The sequence below is a fragment of the Pseudoalteromonas sp. 11L1 genome (assembly GCF_055397545.1).
In genome coordinates this window covers 2,551,184-2,575,378 of sequence record NZ_AP041141.1, presented here as the reverse complement: position 1 = coordinate 2,575,378, position 24,195 = coordinate 2,551,184, and the positions used below count along the sequence as shown (strand labels likewise).

At 39.6% G+C, this 24,195-nt stretch carries 24 protein-coding genes; 15 read left to right on the top strand and 9 right to left on the bottom strand.

Going from position 1 to position 24,195, the window contains the following annotated elements:
* Positions 1–141: 141 nt before the first annotated feature.
* Positions 142–531: a YkgJ family cysteine cluster protein gene (locus ACZ5WS_RS12105; RefSeq protein WP_138608504.1), complete on the bottom strand. Its 390-nt coding sequence runs from the start codon at positions 529–531 to the stop codon at positions 142–144.
* Positions 532–738: 207 nt separating this feature from the next.
* Between ACZ5WS_RS12105 and ACZ5WS_RS12100 the strand changes: the two genes are divergently transcribed.
* From ACZ5WS_RS12100 to ACZ5WS_RS12090, 3 genes are all read left to right on the top strand, one after another.
* Positions 739–1,164: a tetratricopeptide repeat protein gene (locus ACZ5WS_RS12100; RefSeq protein ID WP_010389912.1), complete on the top strand. Its 426-nt coding sequence runs from the start codon at positions 739–741 to the stop codon at positions 1,162–1,164.
* A 129-nt stretch (positions 1,165–1,293) separates the two neighbouring features.
* A complete protein-coding gene (locus ACZ5WS_RS12095) occupies positions 1,294–1,767 on the top strand; it encodes a hypothetical protein (RefSeq protein ID WP_464708744.1) in 474 nt (157 codons plus the stop codon).
* 23 nt (positions 1,768–1,790) lie between these two features.
* Positions 1,791–2,387 (top strand): DUF1287 domain-containing protein, encoded by a 597-nt coding sequence (locus tag ACZ5WS_RS12090; RefSeq protein WP_138608500.1) that lies wholly within the window; start codon positions 1,791–1,793, stop codon positions 2,385–2,387.
* A 114-nt stretch (positions 2,388–2,501) separates the two neighbouring features.
* Here the strand turns inward: ACZ5WS_RS12090 and yfaE are convergent, their stop codons facing one another.
* The 5 genes from yfaE to ubiG form a co-directional block, all read right to left on the bottom strand.
* On the bottom strand, positions 2,502–2,774 hold the full coding sequence (yfaE, locus tag ACZ5WS_RS12085; protein ID WP_076919572.1) for a class I ribonucleotide reductase maintenance protein YfaE: 273 nt from the start codon (positions 2,772–2,774) through the stop codon (positions 2,502–2,504).
* The gene (gene nrdB, locus ACZ5WS_RS12080; RefSeq protein ID WP_138608498.1) at positions 2,774–3,904 is read right to left on the bottom strand and encodes a class Ia ribonucleoside-diphosphate reductase subunit beta; all 1,131 of its coding nucleotides are present in this window, start codon (positions 3,902–3,904) and stop codon (positions 2,774–2,776) included. Before nrdB ends, yfaE begins: the two co-directional genes overlap by 1 nt.
* A gap of 73 nt (positions 3,905–3,977) precedes the next feature.
* The gene (gene nrdA / locus ACZ5WS_RS12075) at positions 3,978–6,260 is read right to left on the bottom strand and encodes a class 1a ribonucleoside-diphosphate reductase subunit alpha (protein WP_138608496.1); all 2,283 of its coding nucleotides are present in this window, start codon (positions 6,258–6,260) and stop codon (positions 3,978–3,980) included.
* Positions 6,261–6,670: 410 nt separating this feature from the next.
* Positions 6,671–7,351, bottom strand: coding sequence for an HAD family hydrolase (locus ACZ5WS_RS12070; RefSeq protein ID WP_464708743.1), 681 nt, complete (start codon positions 7,349–7,351; stop codon positions 6,671–6,673).
* Entirely contained in the window at positions 7,351–8,061 is a 711-nt protein-coding gene (gene ubiG, locus ACZ5WS_RS12065; protein WP_054200873.1) for a bifunctional 2-polyprenyl-6-hydroxyphenol methylase/3-demethylubiquinol 3-O-methyltransferase UbiG, read from the bottom strand. The genes ACZ5WS_RS12070 and ubiG overlap by 1 nt, the downstream gene beginning before the upstream one ends.
* A gap of 178 nt (positions 8,062–8,239) precedes the next feature.
* On the opposite strand from ubiG, the gene gyrA reads away from it, so the two are divergent.
* The 10 genes from gyrA to ACZ5WS_RS12015 all read left to right on the top strand — a co-directional run bounded on the left by gyrA (position 8,240) and on the right by ACZ5WS_RS12015 (position 18,978).
* On the top strand, positions 8,240–10,939 hold the full coding sequence (gyrA, locus tag ACZ5WS_RS12060; RefSeq protein WP_193048805.1) for a DNA topoisomerase (ATP-hydrolyzing) subunit A: 2,700 nt from the start codon (positions 8,240–8,242) through the stop codon (positions 10,937–10,939).
* A gap of 99 nt (positions 10,940–11,038) precedes the next feature.
* A complete protein-coding gene (serC, locus tag ACZ5WS_RS12055) occupies positions 11,039–12,121 on the top strand; it encodes a 3-phosphoserine/phosphohydroxythreonine transaminase (protein WP_138569617.1) in 1,083 nt (360 codons plus the stop codon).
* Entirely contained in the window at positions 12,121–13,398 is a 1,278-nt protein-coding gene (gene aroA / locus ACZ5WS_RS12050) for a 3-phosphoshikimate 1-carboxyvinyltransferase (protein WP_055013301.1), read from the top strand. Before serC ends, aroA begins: the two co-directional genes overlap by 1 nt.
* Positions 13,399–13,505: 107 nt before the next feature.
* A complete protein-coding gene (gene cmk / locus ACZ5WS_RS12045) occupies positions 13,506–14,216 on the top strand; it encodes a (d)CMP kinase (protein WP_075169266.1) in 711 nt (236 codons plus the stop codon).
* 95 nt (positions 14,217–14,311) lie between these two features.
* Positions 14,312–15,979 (top strand): 30S ribosomal protein S1, encoded by a 1,668-nt coding sequence (gene rpsA, locus ACZ5WS_RS12040; RefSeq protein ID WP_002961176.1) that lies wholly within the window; start codon positions 14,312–14,314, stop codon positions 15,977–15,979.
* A 67-nt stretch (positions 15,980–16,046) separates the two neighbouring features.
* A complete protein-coding gene (gene ihfB, locus ACZ5WS_RS12035; protein ID WP_008114744.1) occupies positions 16,047–16,334 on the top strand; it encodes an integration host factor subunit beta in 288 nt (95 codons plus the stop codon).
* 21 nt (positions 16,335–16,355) lie between these two features.
* Complete coding sequence (locus tag ACZ5WS_RS12030) at positions 16,356–16,637, top strand: lipopolysaccharide assembly protein LapA domain-containing protein (protein ID WP_008114742.1); 282 nt, start codon at positions 16,356–16,358, stop codon at positions 16,635–16,637.
* Positions 16,638–16,639: 2 nt separating this feature from the next.
* Positions 16,640–17,776 carry a lipopolysaccharide assembly protein LapB gene (gene lapB / locus ACZ5WS_RS12025; RefSeq protein ID WP_138608484.1) on the top strand — a complete coding sequence of 379 codons (1,137 nt, stop codon included), beginning with the start codon at positions 16,640–16,642 and terminating at the stop codon, positions 17,774–17,776.
* A 33-nt stretch (positions 17,777–17,809) separates the two neighbouring features.
* On the top strand, positions 17,810–18,514 hold the full coding sequence (pyrF, locus tag ACZ5WS_RS12020) for an orotidine-5'-phosphate decarboxylase (RefSeq protein WP_138608482.1): 705 nt from the start codon (positions 17,810–17,812) through the stop codon (positions 18,512–18,514).
* Positions 18,515–18,603: 89 nt separating this feature from the next.
* Positions 18,604–18,978: a hypothetical protein gene (locus tag ACZ5WS_RS12015; protein WP_171039639.1), complete on the top strand. Its 375-nt coding sequence runs from the start codon at positions 18,604–18,606 to the stop codon at positions 18,976–18,978.
* A 55-nt stretch (positions 18,979–19,033) separates the two neighbouring features.
* Here ACZ5WS_RS12015 and ACZ5WS_RS12010 read toward each other — a convergent pair whose 3' ends face one another.
* Both ACZ5WS_RS12010 and ACZ5WS_RS12005 read right to left on the bottom strand, forming a co-directional pair.
* Entirely contained in the window at positions 19,034–19,864 is an 831-nt protein-coding gene (locus ACZ5WS_RS12010; RefSeq protein WP_010389931.1) for a CvfB family protein, read from the bottom strand.
* Positions 19,865–19,866: 2 nt separating this feature from the next.
* Positions 19,867–21,189 (bottom strand): DEAD/DEAH box helicase, encoded by a 1,323-nt coding sequence (locus tag ACZ5WS_RS12005; RefSeq protein WP_464708742.1) that lies wholly within the window; start codon positions 21,187–21,189, stop codon positions 19,867–19,869.
* Positions 21,190–21,393: 204 nt separating this feature from the next.
* Between ACZ5WS_RS12005 and trhO the strand changes: the two genes are divergently transcribed.
* Complete coding sequence (gene trhO / locus ACZ5WS_RS12000) at positions 21,394–22,401, top strand: oxygen-dependent tRNA uridine(34) hydroxylase TrhO (protein ID WP_138608478.1); 1,008 nt, start codon at positions 21,394–21,396, stop codon at positions 22,399–22,401.
* A 126-nt stretch (positions 22,402–22,527) separates the two neighbouring features.
* Here trhO and ACZ5WS_RS11995 read toward each other — a convergent pair whose 3' ends face one another.
* A complete protein-coding gene (locus ACZ5WS_RS11995; RefSeq protein WP_464708741.1) occupies positions 22,528–22,956 on the bottom strand; it encodes a hypothetical protein in 429 nt (142 codons plus the stop codon).
* 221 nt (positions 22,957–23,177) lie between these two features.
* On the opposite strand from ACZ5WS_RS11995, the gene ACZ5WS_RS11990 reads away from it, so the two are divergent.
* Entirely contained in the window at positions 23,178–24,194 is a 1,017-nt protein-coding gene (locus ACZ5WS_RS11990) for an efflux RND transporter periplasmic adaptor subunit (protein WP_442960224.1), read from the top strand.
* Position 24,195 lies beyond the last annotated feature (1 nt).

The window sequence follows — 24,195 nt, the reverse complement described above, 5'->3', positions numbered from 1 at the left end:
ATTCGTGGTTGTTATGTTGTGATATAATATAACACTACAAAATTATGCTATCAACAATGTTATACTATAACTTTAAAATTTGCGTTGAATAACACAATAGAGCGATAAATTTAATCTAGCACGGTATTATTACAGTTAAATTTAAGAGCGACTGTCTATCATCAGTATGTCTAACTTTTTTTGTGCTTTAAAATGATTTTGCTTATCGACTGGTTCGAGCATTTCACAGTCATCGTTTATCATTTCTGAAATTAAACTCGGATAATGCCTGCAATCTTGGGGTCGGTCATGATAAATACTGCAAGTATATTTATCTTTTTCTTCAGGGGATGCTTTATTGGCAAGCTCTAAAAATGGGCATTGCGTTAATTGCTCACCCGTCGTTGGGTCAAACCATAATTGATCGTTTTTAACGTATTGAAATATTTCAGGGTTGAATAACGCCCACATTTCAATTTCATCCTGATTAGTATCTAAATCTGCCGCACCATATTTGGTACAGCACTTACCGCATTGATTGCAATTTTGCATAGGGTAGATTTTTACTGTTGCTGTTAATAGTAAGCATTAAGTGTAGCACTCTAATATCCGTGTCAATAAACTAAACAGTGCTTTTTGTTGCTTATACTACTTTTGTAACAACGCGGCGCTTAATAATAATGTATTATTAGATAATAGGTTTCTGACACAGCGCTGTAAAAAATTAAATAGGCGCATTAATTAAGGTAGCGAGTAATTATGAATACTAAAGTATACAAAGCGGTTCACGATTTAGCAGAAAAGTTGATGGCAGCTGCCAATAAAAATGATACTAAACAGTTTGAATCTTTATATGCAGAGCTCAAAGCAATTTGTATTGAAAACGAAAATACCGCTAAAGATCACCCTGTACAGTGGGAAACTCTAGCAGATTTTACCGAAGAGCTAGAAGACGCTATTGAGACTTACGAAAAAGCGTTGCAGAAGTCGATAGAAATTAATAACAAAGATCATATGTCGTCGGTTGCATTTTCTATGGCTACTTTGCAGCTTGAGCTGGGTGATAAAGAAGCGGCGATTAAAAACCTACAAGATGCAAAAGTCAGTGCGAATAAAATTGAAGACAAAGAATTAAAGTCAGAGATCCATGAGCTATTAGAGTCACTCGTTGAAGAAGAAGGTTAGGAAACTTTATAGTCATTATTAATAATCAGCGGCAGTAGTTATACACTTGGCGCTTTTTTATGAAGAAGATAAAGTTCAATTTCATAAAATACTTATAAATAACTTACCGAGTAATTTTTTGGAGAAAAAATGCTAGCGCAAATAGAACAATGGATTGATAAAACGAATAGCGTGTATGCACATAAAAGAATATGCTGTGAAAAATTTGCTAACGAGTTTGAGGGCTTTTACCCAAATGAATTTTTGAAAACTGCATTTTATGTAGTTGTTGATAAAATTCCTAAACCTGACTTTACAGGTTTGCGTGAACTTGGTTTAAGCAATTTTATTGATATGGATGTAGCTGGAATAACCTATAAAAATACATATTATATATTACCCAGCGCTGTGCATAATTTAAGAGTGCACTTTCATGAGCTTGTTCATGTAGTTCAATGGCGTGAACTCGGTGCGCACGCTTTTATAATGCGCTACATCAATGAAATCCAAACGTTTGGTTACAATGATGCTCCACTTGAAATAATGGCCTATGAACTTGATGAGCATTATACCAGTAATGGAAATAAATTTAATATCCCTGACTACATTACGCAACAGCTTTAGTTAAAATTATAAAAGGAATTTATATGTCACGTTTTTTTCTCTATCCACTAGCCCTATTTGCTTTTCATGTGCAGGCGAGCTCTTTTGATGATGATATCGTTAATGCATTAATCTATAGAACAACACAACCAGTAACTTACGATGGCGCCTATCATAAGCTTGAATACCCTGGTGGTGATGTGCCCGCTAATATTGGTGTGTGTACTGATGTTTTAATTAGGTCGTACCGACAGCTTGGTGTTGATTTGCAAAAGTTAGTACACGAAGACATGCAGAACAATTTTCGCGCATATCCTTCCAAACGTATTTGGGGATTAACCAAGCCAGATAAAAACATTGACCATCGACGTGTACCTAACTTACAGGTCTACTTCGAGCGCCATGCAAAAGTGTTAACTAAATCGCTTAATGCAGAGGATTATAAAGCCGGTGACATAGTTAGTTGGATGCTGCCAGGTAATTTACCGCATATTGGTATGGTCGTTAATGAAATAGCGCAGGGCAGCGGCAACCCGCTTATTGTGCATAATATTGGTCGTGGACCAGAAATGAGCGATATGCTTTTTGCGTATACAATTACGGGTCATTACCGATTTGTGCCTGCAGAATATTCAGAGTAAATAACACTGTACTAGTAGGCGTGTTTGAGTTTAAAAACACGGCATACAGGTTTGGTACAAACCTAGCTGTTATATATTATTCTCGTGCTGTTAAATACGCTTAATGTGAGTTACTTACTTTAAATTAATACTGATATCACCATTTGGTTTGCAGCAACACAAGAGTATTTCACCATCGCGAACAAACGCTAACGGCTCTTCATTATAATTAACTTCACCAGAGACAAGTGTTGCTCGACACGCACCGCAATATCCCTCACGGCATTGGTAAGCGGCATCAATCTTATTTGATTCAAGGCAATGTAAAAGAGAAGGGCAGCCAGCGGCAAAATCAATGCGCTGGCTGTTATCTGCAAGTGTGATACTTGCAGTGGTTCTATCAGTCATTATAAATCAAAGTCACCAAATTCATCGGCATCTACTTGTGAGTCAATCTGACCAACTAAGTATGAGCTTATTTCGGCCTCTTGAGGAGCAACTTGCACGTTATCTGACACTAACCATGAGTTGATCCATGGAATAGGGTTACTGTTATTTTCAAACTGTGCAGGCAGACCAATCGCGGTCATACGCGCATTGGTAATGTACTCAACATATTGACATAGAATGTGTTTATTCAAACCAATCATCGAGCCATCTTTAAATAGGTACTCGGCCCATTCTTTTTCTTGCTCTGCGGCTTCAACAAACATTTTAATTGCTTCTTCACGGCACTGTGCGGCAACAATCGCCATTTCAGGGTCATCTTTACCATCTTGCATGATATTTAAAATATGCTGAGTACCTGAAAGGTGGAGTGCTTCATCACGGGCAATAAGCTTTATAATTTTAGCATTACCTTCCATCAATTCACGCTCGGCAAACGCAAATGAGCAAGCAAAGCTCACATAAAAGCGAATGGCTTCTAAAATGTTCACTGACATCATTGCCAGGTACAATTTCTTTTTCAGCTCAAATAAATTAACTACCACGGTTTGGCCATTAATTTCGTGTTTGCCTTCACCGTATAGGTTGTAAAGCGATACAGAATTGATTAGGTCATCATAATAAGTAGTTACCGCATCGGCACGCTCACTTATTTTGTCATTGCTAACAATGTCATCAAAAATGAGTTCAGGTGCTTGGGTTACGTTACGAATAATATGGGTGTACGAACGACTATGAATAGTTTCACTAAACGCCCATGTCTCAATCCATGTTTCTAGCTCAGGAATAGACACAATCGGTAATAGCGCTACGTTAGGCGAACGACCTTGAACACTATCAAGCAGCGTTTGATATTTTAAGTTGCTTAAAAATATGTGCTTCTCGTGATCGGGAAGCGCTTGAAAGTCTAAACGGTCTTTACTTACATCAACTTCTTCAGGTCGCCAAAAGAAAGACAATTGTTTTTCAATTAGTTTTTCAAAAATAGGGTATTTTTGTTGATCGTAACGTGACACGTTAACGGTTTGACCAAAAAACATTGGCTCTTGCATTTGGTTATTATGGTTTCTGCTAAAAGTAGTATAAGACATGTTTATCACTCAAAAAACTATCACTAAAACTATCAGGACAAAGCGGGCAGGGCGCCCGCTTTAAGTTTAACTATTAAATTTTACACGCGCCGCCTGCACAATCATCATCTTCCACTTCTGGAGTGTCTTCTTGAGCATCTGATGCGCCATCGCGGGTATTATGGTAATACAGTGTTTTAACACCTAACTTGTAGGCACCGAGTAAGTCTTTTAGTAAGACTTTCATAGGTACTCTACCGCCTTCGTATCTGTTTGGATCATAATTAGTATTTGCTGAAATTGTTTGGTCGATAAATTTCTGCATTATGCCTACTAATTGTAAGTAACCATCGTTTGATGGAATATCCCACAGTAACTCATAGTTATCTTTAAGGCGTTCGTACTCAGGAACAACTTGCTTTAAAATACCATCTTTACTTGCTTTAACACTAATATGGCCACGTGGTGGCTCAATACCATTGGTTGCATTTGAGATTTGCGATGATGTTTCTGATGGCATTAATGCGCTCAGCGTTGAGTTACGCATACCGTGCTCTTTAATGTTGGCACGTAACGTATCCCAATCAAGGTGCAGTGGTTCATCACAAATTTTATCTAAATCACGCTTATACGTATCTGTTGGCATAATACCTTGTGAGTACGTAGTTTCGTTAAATTTAGGACATGCTCCACGCTCTTTTGCCAGCTCATTAGATGCTTTCATTAAGTAGTACTGAATCGCTTCAAATGTTTTATGCGTGAGTGCATTTGCGCTGCCATCTGAGTAACGCTTACCGTTTTTAGCTAAGTAGTAGGCGTAGTTAATCACACCTATCCCTAGGGTACGACGTCCCATAGTGGCATTTTTTGCCGCCGGTACTGGGTAGTCTTGGAAATCAAGTAAGTTATCTAGTGCACGTACTGCAAGCTCAGCTAACTCTTCTAATTCATCCAGTGACTCAATCGCGCCTAAGTTAAATGCAGACAAGGTACATAAGGCAATTTCACCTTCTTCATCATTTACATTGTTCAGTGGCTTAGTCGGTAATGCAATTTCTAAACATAAGTTAGATTGACGAATAGGCGCCACTTTCGAAATAAATGGGCTATGTGTATTACAGTGGTCAACATTTTGTAAGTAAATACGACCGGTGCTGGCACGTTCTTGAGCAAACATAGAAAACAGTTCAATGGCTTTAATACGTTTTTTACGAATTGACTCGTCTTGTTCATACTTTACGTAAAGTGCATCAAATTCGTCTTGATCTTCAAAGAATGCGTCGTAAAGGCCCGGCACGTCTGAAGGGCTAAATAAGGTAATGTAATCGTCTTTAATTAAACGCGAATACATTAATTTATTAAACTGTACGCCGTAGTCTAGGTGACGTACGCGGTTATCATCAACACCACGGTTGTTTTTAAGTACCAGTAGGTTTTCTACTTCTAAATGCCAAAGCGGGTAGAATAAAGTAGCGGCTCCGCCACGTACACCGCCTTGCGAACAACTTTTAACGGCTGTTTGAAAGTGCTTATAAAAAGGAATACAACCTGTGTGGTACGCTTCGCCGTTACGAATAGGGCTACCTAATGCACGAATACGTCCGGCATTAATACCAATACCGGCACGTTGAGAAACGTATTTAACAATCGCTGATGATGTCGCGTTAATTGAATCTAAGCTGTCGCCACACTCAATCAGTACACATGAGCTAAATTGGCGCGTTGGTGTACGTACACCCGACATAATTGGTGTAGGTAAAGAAATTTTAAATAATGAGACCGCATCGTAAAAACGTTTGATGTAATCAATACGCGTTTCACGTGGGTAATCTGAGAATAAGCTTGCCGCAACTAATATATATAAAAACTGTGCACTTTCGTAAATTTCACCGGTTACACGGTTTTGAACTAGGTATTTACCTTCAAGCTGTTTTACTGCTGCGTAGCTAAAGTTAAGATCGCGTGAATGATCTAAGTAAGCATCTAATTCATCAAGTTCTTGCTCTGTGTAATCAACAAGCAAATGTGCGTCGTAGCGTTTTTGTTCAACCATGTCAGTAACGTGGTCAAAAAGGCGCGGTGGCTCAAATTGGCCATACGCTTTTTTACGTAAATGGAATACAGCTAAACGAGCAGCAAGATACTGATAATCAGGTGATTCTTTTGAGATCTGATCCGCAGCGGCTTTGATAATCGTCTCATGAATATCTTTAGTACGAATACCGTCATAAAATTGAATATGCGATTTAAGTTCAACTTGTGAAACCGAAACGTTGTTTAAACCTTCGGCGGCCCATTCAATAACGCGATGGATCTTGTCTAGATCAAGCGGCTCTTTACGGCCGTCACGTTTGCTTACAGATAACTGTTGGTTCATAGTTTTGCCTGTATTCCTTGGGAATTAAATATTTTTGACCAATGAGTGCACTTAAAACGCCCAGTGCCTATTCTTTTATTGTTATTTCCACCGCATAGGTAAATTTAATCGAATAACATTTAGCCACAATATCTGGTGTTGTTCAAATTAGAGATCACAAGATAGTGTGGTCTGTGATCTTTTGCAAGGGACAGAAACCGCTCTCATTGTGGATAACGTTGGGATAACGTAATTGTGTTAGTAGGCATTAACCTTTGATCATTCGGTTAAGTTGAAATTTGTAAAAATCAACTAAGGAAAGATTAAATTTACGCTTTTTAAAAATAAATTTCGTCTGCTTTTTTTATCATCAAGCTTTGCGTAAAAACTAACACAATCACAATATGTAGTGTTTATTAATTAACATGGCACTATATGTGGTTGAATGCATCTATAGGGCTATGCCAATTAAAATCTGCATTCCAAGCCAATGCTTCGTCTATACTCGGTACATATCCCCACAGTGCGGTAGCGGTGTGCATATTCGCAGCTTTACCTGCTTGTATATCTCGCTGTGCATCACCTATATATAGGCAGCGCGAAGGATCAACACTCATTTGCTCAGCACAATGTAATAAAGGAAGGGGTGAGGGCTTAGATTCAGCTAAGGTATCACCACTTATCACAATTTGAGCATTTTTTAATGCAGGAATCGCCTCGACTAAAGGATCGGTTAAAAAGCCAGGCTTATTTGTCATAATGCCCCACGGGATCCCTTTATTATCAAGGGCAATGAGTAACTGTTCTATACCTACAAAGCATTGGGTATGGGTGGCAATATTGGCAGCGTAGTGAGCAACTAGCTCTGCTAAAAGTTGCTCTTGCGGTTGTTGCGCCCAAGCATCTTTAAAACCAGCAGCAAGTAATGCTGCTGCGCCATTTGAAGCTGCGGGTCGATATATATCACTGCCCACTAAGGGCTGTTGATGATTATGCAGCACACTATTTAGCGCGGCGCCTAAATCATCAGCGGTATCGAGTAAAGTGCCATCTAAGTCAAACAGCAATGCTTGATATTCAATTGGGCTAGTAGGTGTTTGCAAGCTTGCCATTACGCTAACTTCTCAAAGTGCAGCATATAATTTACGCTGACGTCATCATTAACCGTATATTGCTTTGAAAGTGGGTTGTAACTTAATCCTGCACTGGCACGTACCTTCAAGCCTGCTTGTTCTGCCCATGCGATTAATTGCGCAGGTTTAATAAACTTTTTATGGTCATGGGTACCTTCAGGCACCATTTTTAACAGTTTTTCTGCACCGACAATAGCGTATAAATAAGCTTTAGGGGTTTTATTAAGGGTAGAGAAGAATACATCCGCCCCAGGTTTTGCTAATTTAGCGACCGCATGAATAATAGAAGCAGGGTCGGGAACGTGCTCTAACATTTCCATGCAAGTAATCACATCAAAGCGCTCAGGGTGCTCATCAGCAAATTGTTCAGCAGGTACTTTTATATATTCAACGGGTACACTTGTTTCTAAACTGTGTAACTTAGCGACAGTTAAAGGCTCTTGCCCCATATCGATACCTGTTACCTTTGCACCCATTCGCGCCATGCTGTGACTTAAAATACCGCCGCCACATCCTACATCGAGGGTTTCTTTGTCAAATAATCCTTTAGTTTTGTCAGCGATAAAATCTAATCGTAATGGATTAATTTCGTGAAGCGGCTTAAATTCGCCTTCTAAATCCCACCAACGCTCTGCGATGGCTTCAAACTTTGCTATTTCTGCGTTATCTACATTTTGATGTTCGGTCATAAAATACTTCCTCGTCAATCTGAGGCCATTATATAGGGCTAAATTGATAAATCGCAAAGTTTTGCGCCTGTAAATTAAAATTAATTGTGATAGCATGGCTGCTTAGAAATAATAACAAACACTCTTAATACCTAATACTGGGTTGTTGAGAGCTGATACTGAAGGAATGTGATATCAAATGACTGATCTCGCCAATGAAATTCTGCCAGTCAATATTGAAGACGAGTTAAAAAACTCTTACTTAGATTACGCCATGAGTGTAATTGTAGGACGTGCATTACCAGACGTACGTGACGGTTTAAAACCTGTTCACCGCCGCGTCTTGTTTGCAATGAACGAGCTTAGTAATGACTGGAACAAGCCTTACAAAAAATCGGCCCGTGTGGTCGGTGACGTAATCGGTAAATACCACCCACACGGCGACAGTGCAGTTTATGACACCATCGTACGTATGGCTCAGCCATTCTCACTACGTTATATGTTAGTTGATGGTCAGGGTAACTTTGGTTCGGTTGATGGTGATTCAGCAGCGGCAATGCGTTATACAGAAGTACGTATGGCAAAAATGTCGCACGAATTATTAGCCGATCTTGAAAAAGAAACGGTTGATTTTGTGCCTAACTACGATGGCACAGAGCAAATTCCTGATGTATTACCGACTAAAATACCTAACCTGTTAGTTAATGGTTCGTCAGGTATTGCTGTTGGTATGGCGACAAATATTCCGCCACATAACTTAACAGAAGTAGTGAATGGCTGTTTAGCGCTTATTCAAAACCCTGAGTTAACCATTACTGAGTTAATGGATTACATTCCAGGGCCTGATTTCCCAACTGCGGCCATTATTAATGGTAAAAAAGGCATTGAACAAGCCTATCAAACCGGTCGTGGTAAAGTGTACATGCGTGCGCGTGCTGACATCGAAACCGATGAGAAAACTGGCCGCGAAACGATTATTGTTCATGAAATTCCTTACCAAGTTAACAAAGCCCGTTTGATTGAAAAAATTGCTGAGCTAGTTAAAGATAAAAAAATTGAAGGGATCAGCGCATTACGTGATGAATCAGATAAAGACGGTATGCGTATCGTTATTGAGATCAAACGTGGTGACGTAGGTGAAGTTATTTTGAACAACCTTTATTCACAAACTCAGTTACAAACTGTGTTTGGTATGAATATGGTTGCGTTAATTAATAACCAACCTAAGTGTTTCAACTTAAAAGAAATGCTTGAAGAATTTATTATTCACCGTCGTGAAGTTGTTACCCGTCGTACGGTATTTGATTTACGCAAAGCCCGCGACCGTGCGCACACGCTAGAAGGTTTAGCGATTGCACTGGCAAACATTGACCCAATTATCGAACTTATTCGTAAGTCACCAACACCTGCTGAAGCAAAAGTTGCACTAACAGCGCGTCCTTGGGAATTAGGTAATGTTAAAGCCATGCTTGATAAAGCAGGTGAAGACAATGTTGCCCGCCCAGATTGGCTAGCAAGCGATCTTGGTATTCGTGATGGTCAGTACTATATTTCTGAGCAACAAGCTCAAGCAATACTAGACTTACGTTTGCACAAACTAACAGGTCTTGAACACGAAAAAATTCTTACTGAATACCAATCGTTACTAGACCTAATTGCTGAACTATTATTCATTTTGGCAAGTCCGGAACGTTTAATGGAAGTTATTCGTGATGAGTTAGTTGAAATTAAAGAACAATATGGTGATGAGCGCCGCACTGAAATTAATGCAGCTGCACACGATATTAGCCTTGAAGACTTAATTAACGAAGAGAACGTGGTTGTGACCTTATCACACGAAGGGTACGTTAAGTATCAAGCGTTAAGTGATTACGAAGCGCAGCGTCGTGGTGGTAAAGGCAAGTCAGCAACCAAGATGAAAGATGAAGATTTCATTGAACGTCTACTTGTTGCCAATACGCACGATACTATTTTATGTTTCTCTACTGCGGGTCGATTATATTGGCTTAAAGTGTATCAGTTACCACTTGCAAGTCGCGCAGCGCGCGGTAAGCCAATTGTTAACTTATTACCGCTTGAAGCAGATGAACGTATTACTGCTATTTTGCCGGTACGCGATTATGAAGATGATAAATACATCTTTATGGCGACAGCATTTGGTACGGTTAAGAAAACACCATTGACTGCATACAGCCGTCAACGTGCTAGCGGTATTATTGCCGTTAACTTAAACGAAGGTGATAGCTTAATTGGTGTTGATATTACCGATGGTAGCAACGAAATTATGTTGTTCACTGATGCGGGTAAAGTTGTACGCTTTAAAGAAGCTGAAGAAACCACGGTAGTTGATGAAAATGGTAACCCTGTTCTTGATGAAGAAGGTAAGCCTGAGATTCGCTTCAAAGGTGTACGTCCTATGGGTCGTACTGCAACGGGTGTTCGTGGTATTAAGATGCCAGACGATCAACGTGTTGTATCACTGATTGTACCAAAGAATGACGGTGCAATATTAACAGTGACAGAAAATGGTTACGGTAAGCGTACTCAACTTGAAGACTACCCATCTAAGAGTCGTGCAACACAAGGTGTTGTATCAATTAAGGTGAGTGAGCGTAATGGTGCCGTTGTTGGTGCTGTACAAGTTGATGACAACGACGAAATAATGATTATTTCGAATCGTGGTACCTTAGTACGTACTCGCGTTAATGAAGTTTCTACGGTTGGACGTAACACCCAAGGTGTTATTTTGATCAGAACTATTGACGAAGAGCAAGTAGTTGGTTTACAACGTATAGAAGAGATTGAAGTGACTGAAAGTGACTTGATTGATATCGAAGACGTTGAAACAGTAGATACGGTTATAGATGAAGTAGCGGATGACAATCCTCCTTCAGAATAATTGAGATTGAAAAAAGCGGCCTTGGCCGCTTTTTTTATGTGGTTGAAAAAAATTAAATTAGTTTAATTCAAGTTAAATTACTGGAATGAGGAAAAGGTAATGAGTATATATAATTTTTGTGCAGGCCCTGCAATGTTACCTCCGGCTGTTATGCAAAAAGCGCAAAAAGAGTTTTTAAACTGGCAAGGTCTTGGTGTATCGGTGATGGAAATGAGCCATCGCAGTAAAGAATTTTTAGCATTAACGGCTAAGTGTGAAGCTAGTCTACGTCGCTTAATGAATATAAGTGACGAGTTTGAAGTGCTCTTTATGCACGGTGGTGGTCGAGGTCAATTCAGTGCCGTACCTTTAAACCTCCACGTTGATGGAAAAAAAGCGGTGTATTGTGAAAACGGCGTGTGGTCAAAAAGTGCAACCAGCGAAGCCGATAAGTTTACTCAAACTCACACAATTGACGTACGTAATGATGATAACGGTTTATTTTCTATCAAGCAGGTAGCCGATTGGGTTTTACCAGCCGATGCTGCATATATTCATTATTGCCCAAATGAAACTGTAGATGGTCTAGAGATTTTTGATGTACCTAGTCACCCAACAGCACCGATTGTCGCCGATATGTCGTCGACTATTCTATCGCGCGAAATTGACGTTAATCAATTTGATTTAATCTACGCAGGTGCTCAAAAGAATATCGGCCCATCGGGTATTGCTATCGTAATTGTTCGTAAAACGCTACTTGAGCGTGAAGGGCTAGCTAAGCCAGGTATTTTGGATTACGCCCTTGAAGCAAAACAAGGCAGTATGTTTAACACTCCACCTACATTTGCATGGTATTTAGCAGCTGAAGTATTTGAATGGCTTGAGCAAAATGGCGGTGTAAAAGCCATGGAAACACATAATACTGCCAAAGCTCAGCTGCTTTATGACTTTATCGATGAGTCTGATTTTTACACCAACAAGGTAGCAAAACATTGTCGTTCACGTATGAATGTGCCTTTTTGGTTAGTTGATGAAAGCCTAAATGATAAGTTTGTTAAAGAGTCAAATGAAGCGGGCTTATTAGCGCTTGAAGGGCACCGTATTGTTGGCGGTATGCGCGCGAGTATTTATAACGCAATGCCACTGGAAGGGGTTAAAGCATTAGTTGATTTTATGGCGGCTTTCGCAAAGGAGAACAGCTAATGGAGCAACTTTCTTTAGCGCCTATTTCACAGGTTAATGGCAGTGTTACTCTGCCTGGTTCGAAAAGCTTGTCAAATCGCATTCTATTATTGGCTGCACTATCAAACGGCACTACGGTTGTAGAAAACTTATTAGACAGTGATGATATTCGTCATATGTTGGGCGCCTTAGCGCAGCTCGGTGTGAATGTTACACTTAATGATGAGCGAACCATCGCGACCGTAGAAGGTGTAGGTGGCGTATTTAAAACGCCAACTGAACCACTGTTTTTAGGTAATGCAGGTACAGCATACCGTCCCTTAACGGCCGTGCTTGCAGCGATTGCTGGGGAGTATGAGTTAATTGGTGAGCCACGTATGGAAGAGCGACCAATTGGCCACTTAGTTGATGCACTGCAAGCCTTAGGTGGTAATGTTAGTTATTTAAAAAATAAAGATTATCCGCCACTTAAAATTGTCGGCGGACAAATAGCGGGTGGTGAAGTCGAAATTGACGGTAGTATTTCAAGCCAATTTTTAACTGCGTTGCTTATGGCTGCACCGTTATTTAAAGGTGATACTCAAATTAAAATTAAAGGCACGTTAGTGTCTAAGCCTTACATTGATATTACTCTTGATGTAATGGCGCGTTTTGGTGTTACCGTTGAGCATGACAATTACAGTACTTTCTTTGTAAAAGGTGCACAACAGTATCAAGCCGTTGAGCGAATTATGGTCGAAGGGGATGCTTCATCTGCTTCTTACTTTATTGCTGCTGCAGCAATTGCCGGCGGCGAAATAGAAATTAAAGGCGTCGGTGCTAAATCAGTTCAAGGTGATATTGGTTTTGCTAACGTTATGGAGCAAGTAGGTGCCAAAATTGATTGGTATGACGAACGTTTAGTTGTTCGTAAAGGTGAGCTTAACGGTATTGATATTGATGCTAATGCAATACCTGATGCTGCAATGACCCTGGCTACAGTTGCCCTGTTTGCAAAAGGGCCAACGGCAATTCGCAACATTTATAACTGGCGAGTAAAAGAAACTGACCGTTTACACGCTATGGCCACTGAGCTTAAAAAAGTAGGGGCTGAAGTAGTAGAAGGGCATGACTTTATTGAGATCACACCGCCAAAACAGTTTAATAATGTGGCTGTAGATACCTATGATGACCATCGTATTGCCATGTGCTTTGCAATGGTGGCAGTAGGGGGTAAGCCCATAACGATTAACGATCCAGCCTGTACTTACAAGACATTCCCAACATTTTTCAACGTGTTAGCATCTGTCAGTAAATAGGCTATTTATAAGTATTTATAAAAAGTTACATACTAAAAGCGGATAATCTTTAATAATTGACGTATAATGTGGCGGTTTATTTTGGTGTGCATTGAAGGAGGTTTTAAATGCCGGCGTTATTAATGCCCGTAATCACCGTAGATGGCCCAAGTGGTTCTGGTAAAGGAACTGTTTGTCGCTTATTGGCTGAAAAATTAGGCTGGGATGTGTTAGATAGCGGTGCAATTTATCGCGTACTTTCACTTGCAGCACTTCATCACCAAATTGCGTTAGATAACGAAGAAGCACTGGTTCCATTAGCTGCAAATCTTGATGTGCAGTTTTTGATAGACAGTGACACTAATGCAGGAAAGATTATTTTAGAAGGCGAAGACGTAACAACCACTATTCGAAATGAAGAAGTGGGGGCTGCAGCGTCTAAAGTGGCGGCATTGCCACGAGTTCGTGAAGCGTTACTTCGTCGCCAGCGTGCGTTTAGAACTGAAAATGGCTTAATTGCTGATGGTCGCGATATGGGTACTGTTGTGTTTCCTGATGCGCCATTAAAGATATTTCTAACCGCAAGCGCAGAAGAACGTGCTCGCAGACGTTTTGTTGAGTTGAATGAGCGCGGGCTTGATGTTACACTAAGTGGTCTATTACAAGACATTCGAGCACGTGATGATCGCGATATGAATCGCGCCGTTGCGCCGCTTGTACCTGCAGAGGATGCGATTGAGCTTGATACTAGCGAACTCAACGCACAGCAAGTCTTTGATAAAGTTATAACTTTATTAGATTCAAGCATCTCTGAAGGTAAGCTTCCTAAACGAAGCTAAACACATTTTATGCACCAGCAGGACGCCAGTGCTATTTTAACAACCCCATGCAGCATGGTTGCTTATTGGTATTAATATATGAGACGTATATTCGTATGTCAGAAAATTTTGCGCAGTTATTTGAAGAAAGCTTAAAGGGTTTTGAAGCAGAGCAAGGCTCTATCGTTAAAGGTACAGTAATCTCAATCGAGAACAACATTGTACTTGTAGATGCTGGTCTTAAATCAGAAAGTGCTATCCCTGCAGAGCAGTTCAAAAATGCTGCTGGTGAACTAGAAGTTGCTGTTGGCGACGAAGTAGATGTTGCACTAGATGCAATCGAAGACGGTTTCGGTGAAACTATCCTTTCTCGTGAGAAAGCGAAGCGTCACGAAGCGTGGATCCGTCTTGAGAAAGCATGTGAAGAGCAAGAGACTGTTACTGGTGTTATCAACGGTAAAGTTAAAGGCGGTTTCACTGTTGAAGTTGATTCAATCCGTGCTTTCCTACCTGGTTCACTTGTTGATGTTCGTCCAGTACGTGACACAACTCACCTTGAAGGCAAAGAGCTTGAATTTAAAGTAATCAAGCTTGATCAAAAACGTAACAACGTTGTTGTTTCACGTCGTGCAGTTATCGAATCAGAAAACTCACAAGAACGTGAAGAGCTTCTTGCTAACCTTGTTGAAGGTCAAGAAGTTAAAGGTATCGTTAAGAACCTTACTGACTACGGTGCATTCGTTGACCTTGGTGGTGTTGATGGTCTACTACACATTACTGACATGGCGTGGAAGCGTGTTAAGCACCCTTCAGAAATCGTTAATGTTGGCGACGAAATCGCAGTTAAAGTTCTTAAATTCGACAAAGATAAAACTCGTGTATCTCTAGGTCTTAAACAGCTTGGCGAAGATCCATGGGCAGCTATCGCTGGTCGTTACCCAGAAGGCTCTAAACTTTCTGGTCGTGTAACTAACCTTACTGATTACGGTTGCTTCGTAGAAATCGAAGAAGGCGTTGAAGGTCTAGTACACGTTTCTGAAATGGATTGGACTAACAAGAACATCCACCCTTCAAAAGTTGTTTCACTTGGTGACACTGTTGAAGTTATGGTTCTTGAAATCGACGAAGAACGTCGTCGTATTTCTCTTGGTCTTAAGCAATGTATTGCTAATCCTTGGCAGGAATTTGCTCGTCTACAAAACAAAGGCGACCAAGTTACTGGTAAGATCAAATCAATCACTGACTTCGGTATCTTTATCGGTCTTGACGGTGGTATTGATGGTCTTGTACACCTTTCAGACATTTCTTGGAATACACCTGGCGAAGAAGCTGTACGTGAATTCAAGAAAGGCGACGAAATCACTGCTATCGTATTGCAAGTTGACCCAGAGCGTGAACGTATCTCTCTAGGTGTTAAGCAAATCGAAGCTGACCCATTCAATAACTACCTTGATGCAAACAAAAAAGGTGCTATTGTTAAAGGTAAAGTGACTGAAGTTGATGCGAAAGGCGCAACTGTTGAACTTATCGAAGGCGTTGAAGGTTACATCCGTGTAGCTGATATCGCTCAAGAGCGCGTTGAAGATGCAACTACTGTTGTTTCTGTAGGCGACGAAATCGAAGTTAAATACGTTGGTGTTGATCGTAAGAACCGCACTTTAAGCTTATCTGTTAAAGCTCTTTTCGAAGCAGAAGAGAAAGAAGTACTAGAGAAGCTTAAGAAAGAAGAGCCAGTGTTCGAAAACGCAATGGCAGCTGCTTTCGCAAATGCACAAAAAGACTAATTAATTATAGTCTTTTAATTGGAAGGGCAGTTTATGCCCTTCCACTATTTCTTTTTAAGGAAACGCTATGACTAAGTCAGAACTGATAGAAACACTTGCTGAACAACATTCACATATTCCTGTTAAAGATGTTGAGAACGCTGTTAAAGAAATTCTTGAACAAATGGCCGGCTCATTATCTTCTTCAGATCGTATTGAGATCCGAGGTTTTGGAAGTTTCTCTTTGCATTACCGTGCGCCTCGTACAGGTCGAAATCCTAAAACAGGTGAAACTGTAGAGTTAGATGGTAAGCATGTACCTCATTTTAAGCCAGGCAAAGAACTACGTGACCGTGTAAACGAGAGCATTGCTTAGTAAATTTATTGGAGTAGTTACTTGTTCAAGGTATTAAAAATTATTCTGGCAGCACTTTTTTTAATTGGTGCATTTGTATTGGGTTCGCAAAATCCACAATTAACACAAATTAACTACATAATAGCCAGTAATACATTACCTTTAGCCGTTATAATAAGTATCTGCTTTTTGTTAGGTGTTGTAGTGGGTTGCTTTGTGAGCTTTAAATTGTTTACGCAATTAAAGTGGCAAAATTACCGTTTAAAAAAGCAATTAACGCCTGAAAAAGATAATAAAAAGCGTATTGCCAACAAAGATACCTAATTATGATTGAGCTGTTGTTTTTACTGCTTCCTGTCGCCGCCGGTTATGGCTGGATCATGGGAAAAAACAGTGCGAAAAATCAGGCTCATCAATTTAATAGAGAAATCACTTCTGAATACAGTAAAGGGTTAAAGTTCTTACTGGACAGAGAAGAAGATCAGGGGCTTGAGCATTTAATTAATTTGCTCGAAGTAGCTGCTGACTCTGTAGAACACTATTCTACATTAGCCACTATGTTTCGCCGCCGTGGCGAGCTTGACCGCGCAATAAAAATTCATGAATTGCTATTAAAACACCCAAGCCTTAACGAAAAACAAGCTGCCAATAGTCGGTTAGAATTAGCAGAAGACTATATTATGGCAGGTTTACTCGATAGCGCAGAAGAACATTTAATATGGCTGGTAAAAAATAACCATGAAGATGCTCTTGAGCCAATTATTTCCTTATATTCACAGACCCGTGAATGGGAAAAAGGCATTAGTATGTTTGAAGCGCATACTGAGCTTTTTTCAAAAGAACAACACTTCAAAGCCATCGCAAACTTTTATTGTGAATATGCTATTACCAGTAATAATCCTCAACTTATGCGCAAAGCTATTAGCTTAAACTTTAAAACAATCAGGCCTCTATATGAGCTTGGTTTGTCTGCCTATACAAAAGAAGATTACGTAAAAGCAATTTATTATTGGCGAGAACTTATCTGTCAATTTACCTTTTTTGCGCCATTATTTATTGATAAGTTAGCGCATAGTTATAAGCAACTTAAACTAACCCATCAGTTTCATGAACTCGTGAACGACTTATTAGATAAGGGTGGGGTAATGATAAAAATACAGCATTGCCAAGCGTTGCTTGAGCAAGGTCACACTGAACAAGCCTTTGAATTTTTAACCGACAGTTTAAAACGTCAACCTACCATCCGTGGCTTTAGTTTTTTACTGCAGTTAATGAGCGCCGAAAATAAAAATACCAAAGATGTGCTTAATCAAATAGATAAACTTGTTACCTCATATATTGCTACCAAGCCTGACTTTCAATGCCAGCATTGTGGCTTTACAAGTTACACCATTTATTGGAATTGCCCTTCGTGTAAACATTGGGAAACCATTGTGCCTAGCAGAGGCTTAGACGGATTTTAATCTTTATACTTTTCGCTCACTAGTAGGATAGTTATGTCTTTCGAACAATCAAAAAAAATTCTTATCGCTCTTGATTATGATGATCAGCAAACTGCTTTAGCATTTGTGAAACAGTTATCACCGGATACCTGTCGATTAAAAGTGGGTAAAGAAATGTTCACATATTTTGGCCCTGAATTTGTTAAAGAGCTGGTTGATTTAGGTTTCGATGTATTTTTAGATTTGAAATTTCATGATATCCCAAATACTGTTGCTAAAGCAGTAACCGCTGCAGCTAAAATGGGCGTGTGGATGGTTAATGTTCATGCAAGTGGTGGTTTTGAAATGATGCATAAAGCAAAGCAGGCACTCGAACAATTTGGTGATAAAGCTCCTTTATTGATTGCCGTGACCGTTTTAACCAGCATGGATGAAACTGAGCTTGGGCGTTTAGGTATAACTAAATCACCACAAGAGCAAGTTATGCATTTAGCAAAACTAACAAAGCAAGCAGGGCTTGATGGTGTGGTTTGTTCTGCACAAGAAGCACAAAGTTTAAAGGCGGCTTTAGGCAAAGAATTTAAACTCGTAACCCCAGGTATTCGTCCTGCTGGCAGTGATGCGGGCGATCAAAAACGTATTATGACACCTAAAGACGCGATTGAAGCTGGCAGTGACTATTTAGTAATAGGGCGTCCGATTACTCAGGCACAAAACCCTGTAGAAGTATTAAATGATGTTAATAAATCAATAGCTTAAATTTAAAGTATGCATAATTATAAGGAGTTTATTACAACTCTTTTTGTTTGTGCTACATTTAGTTACGGCTATGCAGTGAGGAACTAACTTTGCGTTTAATAATGTTTGTAGTGGTAATTATCATTAGTGGCTTTGCTGTTAATAAATATGTATTTTCAACCAAAATGTATGATGATGTTTCGAATGTTACCGATTTGGTATCTGATTACCCCGTTGATTTATTTAAGTTTAAAAAAATCGCCCAAAACTATGCTCAGCATTTATGTTATACAAATGAAGCTGTTTTAGCAGGACTTGATATAAGTAGTAGAGAATGTGTTGATGTACACGATGAAATGCAGAATGAGTGTACAAAAAAAGTATTTAGATTAGCGCCATTAAATATGACATCTAAAAAAGAATTAATTGAATATTCAAATCAATATTCACGTTGTACCTTACCTTACAAAAACATTAAGTTATAAATTTTAAATACGAAAAAGCCACCTAAGTTTATACCTAGGTGGCTTTTTTATAGAATTATTTTAAACGAATAGACTTAGCTTCAATATCAATTAAGCCTTGTTTAAATAACCCACCAATGGCTTTTTTGTAGTTTGCTTTACTGGTCGAGAAAACTTTTTTAATTAATTCAGGTTCAGATTTATCGCCTATGGCTAAGATGCCACCTTCATCTTTTAGTTTTTCCATAATTTTTTCGCCAAGTTCACTGACTTTACCCATACCTGGCTTTTCAAGTATAACGTCAATTTTTCCGTCTTCACGCACTTTTTGAATAAACCCTTTGAGCTTTTGACCAACAAATAGGTTTTTAAATACCATGTTGTAAAATACAACACCAAAATGAGACTCTTCAATAAGTACTTTGTAGCCGATATCGGTTTTACCTGCCACAATTAAATCGACTTCTTGCAAGTGGCTATATTGCGGCTCGTCTTTTGATAAAAAGCGATTAAAGTTGGTTGAAGCACAAATTCGCTGACTGGCATTATCTAGGTATAAACGGACTAAATACGAGTAACCTTCTTGCATACGCGGTTTTTGTTCATTAAACGGTGCAAGCACGTCTTTTTCTAAACCCCAATCTAAAAAAGCACCAATGCTGTTTATTTCTTTAACGCGCAGTAGGGCATATTCACCGACTTGTGCGTGTGGTTTTTTAGTTGTTGCTGTTGGCAGGTTTGCGTTATCTAAAAATGTAAAAACGCTGATGCTATCGCCAGCTTCAAGTTCATGTTTAATCTCGTGTTTAGGTAAAAATACTTCACCTAAGTCATGGCCATCTAAATAGGCACCTTCATTACTGACTTCTTTTACAAATAAGGTTTGGGTAGTTCCAAGGTAACTCATAATTATTCCTGCTCAGGCTTTTTTTTACGACGCATAGGGGTATCACCATCGATGTTAAGTGGTGCTTTAACTGGGGCTACTGGTTTTTTCGGTTTCGCTTTGCGTTTTTGCTGTGGTTTTTTATCAGCTACTATCTTTTTAATTGATTTAACTGGCGTTACTTTTTTCTCTTTGATGCCCTTAAATTTCGCTTTTAAACCATCAACCGTCGCAAACGACAATTCGTCATTTAAAAATGACTTTATTGCTAAATAGCTTGCCCAATCTTTAGGACCAACAAATGATAGCGCGTTGCCTTTAAAACCAGCACGGCCTGTGCGACCAATACGGTGAACGTATTCTTCAGCATGTTTTGGTAGATCAAAATTAATAACATGGGTAACACTGAGTAAATCTAAACCGCGAGATGCAACATCAGTAGTAATTAATATTTTAAAGTTCTCACGACTAAACGCATCCATGATATCAAGGCGCTTACTTTGAGTTAAATCCCCGGCTAGTGCGACAGACTTAAAGCCTTTACTATTTAATGCCTCGCTTAAGCGACTGGTATCAGCACGTGTTGCGGTAAATATAATACATTGCCCTACATTATCTTGATTAAGGAAATGCTCAAGTAGCGCTTCTTTATGATCAAGATGATCGGCTAAATACAATGTTTGTTTAATATCACTGTGTTGCTCATTGGCTGCACTGAGCATAATTTGTTTTGGTTTTTTTAATAAATTACGCGAAAGGGCATCAACTTGAGCATGATCTAATGTCGCTGAAAACAATAGGGTTTGGCGTAATCGGTGATCTGCCAGTTCATTAATTAACTTAAGCTGCTCTGTGAAACCTAAATCCAAAATACGGTCAGCTTCATCAAATATAAGTAGCTCTAAGCCACTTAACTGTAAAGAGCGTTGTTTTAAGTGATCGGCTAAACGCCCTGGTGTAGCAACCACAAAATGTGGGTCGTTGCGCAGTGCTTTAATTTGGTCGTTAAAGTTTTCACCACCGAGAATTTTAACTGCCTTAATATTGGTACCGGCAATAAGTAATCGTAGTTGGGTGAACACTTGGGTTGCAAGCTCACGAGTTGGAGCAACAATAAGTACACGAGGATCACGTTTACTGAGTGCTTTTTGTTTCATTACTCGCTGCACAGCAGGTAATAAAAACGCTAAAGTTTTGCCTGACCCAGTTTTTGACTGAGCGAAAATGTCATGTCCAGCGAGTGCCGTTGGCACAGCATGAGCTTGAATATCGGTAGGCTGGGTGATCCCTTGGTGCGCTAATTGTGTTTCTAGGCGAGTATCAATCCCAAGATCAGTAAAGTGCAATGTATATTTCTCCAATATGAGCAAGTCTTGTAAATTTATCCGCGCATTATAGCCCACTGAGCCACTGCGCTAACAGTAAAAAGCGCATTATCATCCATTTTTTTGCATTTAAATAAAAAAAGCGTAAAATACGCGCCCCATATGCGCCGGATTTACGATTCGGTAAACGCCCCTTGCGGGTTTAAAAAGCAAAATAGGAAAACCATGACTGCTATCCATAAAGATAATGTAACCAGCGAACACTTTGTTGTGTGTGCATTATATAAATTTGTTTCTTTACCTAACTTTGAAGCACTTCGCCAACCTTTACTTAATGTAATGGAGCAAAATGACGTGCGAGGTACTTTGTTAATTGCCGCAGAAGGAATTAACGGGACTGTCTCCGCAAAACGTGAAGGCATAGATAACTTACTGGCGTGGTTAGACACCCAACCTAATTTAGACAATATTGTTACTAAAGAATCATATGATGACGAATGCCCGTTTTACCGCACTAAAGTAAAACTTAAAAAAGAAATCGTAACTATGGGCGTTGAAGGCGTAGACCCATTAAAAGTAGTGGGCAGTTATGTTAAGCCAAATGAATGGAATGCCCTAATTTCTGATCCAGAGGTTATCCTTGTTGATACCCGAAATGATTACGAAATTGAAATTGGTACATTTCAAAACGCAGTCGATCCAAACACGAAGACGTTCCGCGAATTTCCACAGTGGGCCAAAGAAAATCTCGACCCAGAAAAGCATAAAAAAGTAGCTATGTTTTGTACTGGTGGTATTCGCTGCGAAAAATCAACAGCTTATATGAAAGAGCAGGGCTTTGATGAGGTATACCACCTTGAAGGCGGCATATTAAAATACCTAGAAGAAGTACCAAAAGAAGAAACCATGTGGGAAGGCGAGTGCTTTGTATTTGATAACCGTGTCGCGGTAAATCATGACTTACAAAAAGGCTCATATGATCAGTGTCACGCATGTCGAATGCCTATCACAGAAGAAGAAAAGCAAAAGCCTGAATATATGGAAGGGGTGTCGTGTCATCACTGTATTGATGATGTGACCGACGAGCAACGCGCTCGTTTTGCTGAGCGTCAAAAACAAATAGAATTGGCACAAGCACGCGGTGAAGGTCATATTGGTAACGAAGCTCAAGCTGCTTTACAACAACGTAAAGAAGCAAAAAAAGCGCAAAAAGACGCACAACGAAATAAATAACACCACGCGTTTATTTATTCATTAAAAAACCTCAGTAAACACTGAGGTTTTTATTTAAAAGTAATTTATAAATAGCGAGCTACATAGCTTAGCAGCTTAAAGGTTTGATACTCACTTTGAGCTTAATCAACGAATACAATAACTATTATCTATCGGCGTAAGTGTAATTTTATTAGCTGAGTTAACAAGAACACATTTTGTGTTTTTATCGAGTTTTTTCTTTTGAATAACGGTAAATTCACCTTCATCAGCAGCGTATAAGTTATACTGATAAGCCGTATTACCTCCCTCAAATAAGGCGGTAAATAGCCCTCCAACTAAACCGCCCACAATAGCGCCACCGATCATTTCTTCGGTGTTGCCATCAAGGCTATCAACAAAGCCAAAACCCGCTCCAGCAGCTATTCCCGTTCCTACTTCTGAGGAAAGTGTCACTTTTTGTTCTGAGTTAACAGATGCATAATAGCGTTTAATTAATTGATTTTGACTTGTCCGGTCAACCCCTTGTGATGCACAGCCACTAAGCAGTAAAACCATAATGATACTTTTTTTCATAAACTCTCCTTTGTATGTTCACTCTAATGACTAAATCTTAATGTTAAATACGCATAAAATATGTGGTGATTTTGTAGGCTGGTGTAAGAATATGTAGAAAATACCTGGATGTTTAATTTCAGCGCGTTGTTTTGCTAATTTGTCGTACTAAGCTATTTATTGATCATAGAGGTGTTAAACTGCGTAACATAATGGAAATAATAATTAATTAGGGTGTTGCTTTGAAGTCGCAAAATTTCTTAATGGGCATAACGGCCATATTCTTATCGGTTAGTTTGCCAGTAATTAGTGCTACCGTGGTCGTTGAAAATATCGCTATGGAACAAGCACAACAGCAAGTTCAGGCTGTTGGTAACGCTGAAGCTATCCATTCTGTTATTTTATATCCTGCCGTAGGGGATAAAGTAGCAGCGGTTCATTTTAAACCTGGCGATAATGTTAAAGAAGGTGATATTTTACTTGAGCTAGATTCACGTAGGCAAAAAGCGGCCCTTGAAGAGGCTAAAATAAAATTAGCAGATAGTCAGCGAACTTTAAAACGTTTAAAACAAAGCCAAGCTAAGGGTGCTGTGCCACAAAGTGATGTAGACGATGCAAAAACCATTGTAGAGCTTGCAAAAGTTACTCTCATACAAGCCGAAACTGAATTAGAAGATCGTCAAGTTCGAGCCCCTTTTAGTGGCACTATGGGACTGACTGACGTTGAAGTGGGTGACAGAATAACAACACAAACAATGATTGCCAGCATCGATGATACCCGCCAGTTATACATTAATTTTAACGCGCCTGAATCAGCAATTGCGATGCTCAGAAATAATGCTAGCGTACGCGTGTTCCCATGGCAATCGCAAGCGCCTGTTGAGGCAGAAATAGCCTATTTAGACTCACGTATAGACCCACAAACTCGCACCTTACGAGTCAAAGCAAAGTTAAATAACAAAGATCAACAATTCTTACCGGGTATGAGTTTTCGAGTACATATAAAAGTATTAGGTCAACGCTTTGCCGCTATTCCTGAAGCAGCACTACTGTGGGGCGCAACGGGTCCATATGTGTGGACGAGTGTAGATAACAAAGCTACCCGGGTTGATGTAAAAATAGAGCAACGCTTGGCTGGGCGCTTACTCGTATCAGGGGCATTACAGCCAAACAATACGTTAGTTGTTGAAGGCGTTCAGCGCTTGCGAGCCAATCAAGAATTAAGCTTTTCTGCACCTATCGCTAGTTCGCAGGAGTAGC

What these genes read in the sequence shown, in the direction of transcription:
- ACZ5WS_RS12105 (WP_138608504.1), bottom strand. Translation starts at nt 531, where the DNA reads ATGCAAAATTGCAATCAATGCGGTAAGTGCTGTACCAAATATGGTGCG.
- ACZ5WS_RS12100 (WP_010389912.1), top strand. Translation starts at nt 739, where the DNA reads ATGAATACTAAAGTATACAAAGCGGTTCACGATTTAGCAGAAAAGTTG.
- ACZ5WS_RS12095 (WP_464708744.1), top strand. Translation starts at nt 1,294, where the DNA reads ATGCTAGCGCAAATAGAACAATGGATTGATAAAACGAATAGCGTGTAT.
- ACZ5WS_RS12090 (WP_138608500.1), top strand. Translation starts at nt 1,791, where the DNA reads ATGTCACGTTTTTTTCTCTATCCACTAGCCCTATTTGCTTTTCATGTG.
- yfaE (WP_076919572.1), bottom strand. Translation starts at nt 2,774, where the DNA reads ATGACTGATAGAACCACTGCAAGTATCACACTTGCAGATAACAGCCAG.
- nrdB (WP_138608498.1), bottom strand. Translation starts at nt 3,904, where the DNA reads ATGTCTTATACTACTTTTAGCAGAAACCATAATAACCAAATGCAAGAG.
- nrdA (WP_138608496.1), bottom strand. Translation starts at nt 6,260, where the DNA reads ATGAACCAACAGTTATCTGTAAGCAAACGTGACGGCCGTAAAGAGCCG.
- ACZ5WS_RS12070 (WP_464708743.1), bottom strand. Translation starts at nt 7,351, where the DNA reads ATGGCAAGCTTGCAAACACCTACTAGCCCAATTGAATATCAAGCATTG.
- ubiG (WP_054200873.1), bottom strand. Translation starts at nt 8,061, where the DNA reads ATGACCGAACATCAAAATGTAGATAACGCAGAAATAGCAAAGTTTGAA.
- gyrA (WP_193048805.1), top strand. Translation starts at nt 8,240, where the DNA reads ATGACTGATCTCGCCAATGAAATTCTGCCAGTCAATATTGAAGACGAG.
- serC (WP_138569617.1), top strand. Translation starts at nt 11,039, where the DNA reads ATGAGTATATATAATTTTTGTGCAGGCCCTGCAATGTTACCTCCGGCT.
- aroA (WP_055013301.1), top strand. Translation starts at nt 12,121, where the DNA reads ATGGAGCAACTTTCTTTAGCGCCTATTTCACAGGTTAATGGCAGTGTT.
- cmk (WP_075169266.1), top strand. Translation starts at nt 13,506, where the DNA reads ATGCCGGCGTTATTAATGCCCGTAATCACCGTAGATGGCCCAAGTGGT.
- rpsA (WP_002961176.1), top strand. Translation starts at nt 14,312, where the DNA reads ATGTCAGAAAATTTTGCGCAGTTATTTGAAGAAAGCTTAAAGGGTTTT.
- ihfB (WP_008114744.1), top strand. Translation starts at nt 16,047, where the DNA reads ATGACTAAGTCAGAACTGATAGAAACACTTGCTGAACAACATTCACAT.
- lapB (WP_138608484.1), top strand. Translation starts at nt 16,640, where the DNA reads ATGATTGAGCTGTTGTTTTTACTGCTTCCTGTCGCCGCCGGTTATGGC.
- pyrF (WP_138608482.1), top strand. Translation starts at nt 17,810, where the DNA reads ATGTCTTTCGAACAATCAAAAAAAATTCTTATCGCTCTTGATTATGAT.
- ACZ5WS_RS12010 (WP_010389931.1), bottom strand. Translation starts at nt 19,864, where the DNA reads ATGAGTTACCTTGGAACTACCCAAACCTTATTTGTAAAAGAAGTCAGT.
- trhO (WP_138608478.1), top strand. Translation starts at nt 21,394, where the DNA reads ATGACTGCTATCCATAAAGATAATGTAACCAGCGAACACTTTGTTGTG.
- ACZ5WS_RS11995 (WP_464708741.1), bottom strand. Translation starts at nt 22,956, where the DNA reads ATGAAAAAAAGTATCATTATGGTTTTACTGCTTAGTGGCTGTGCATCA.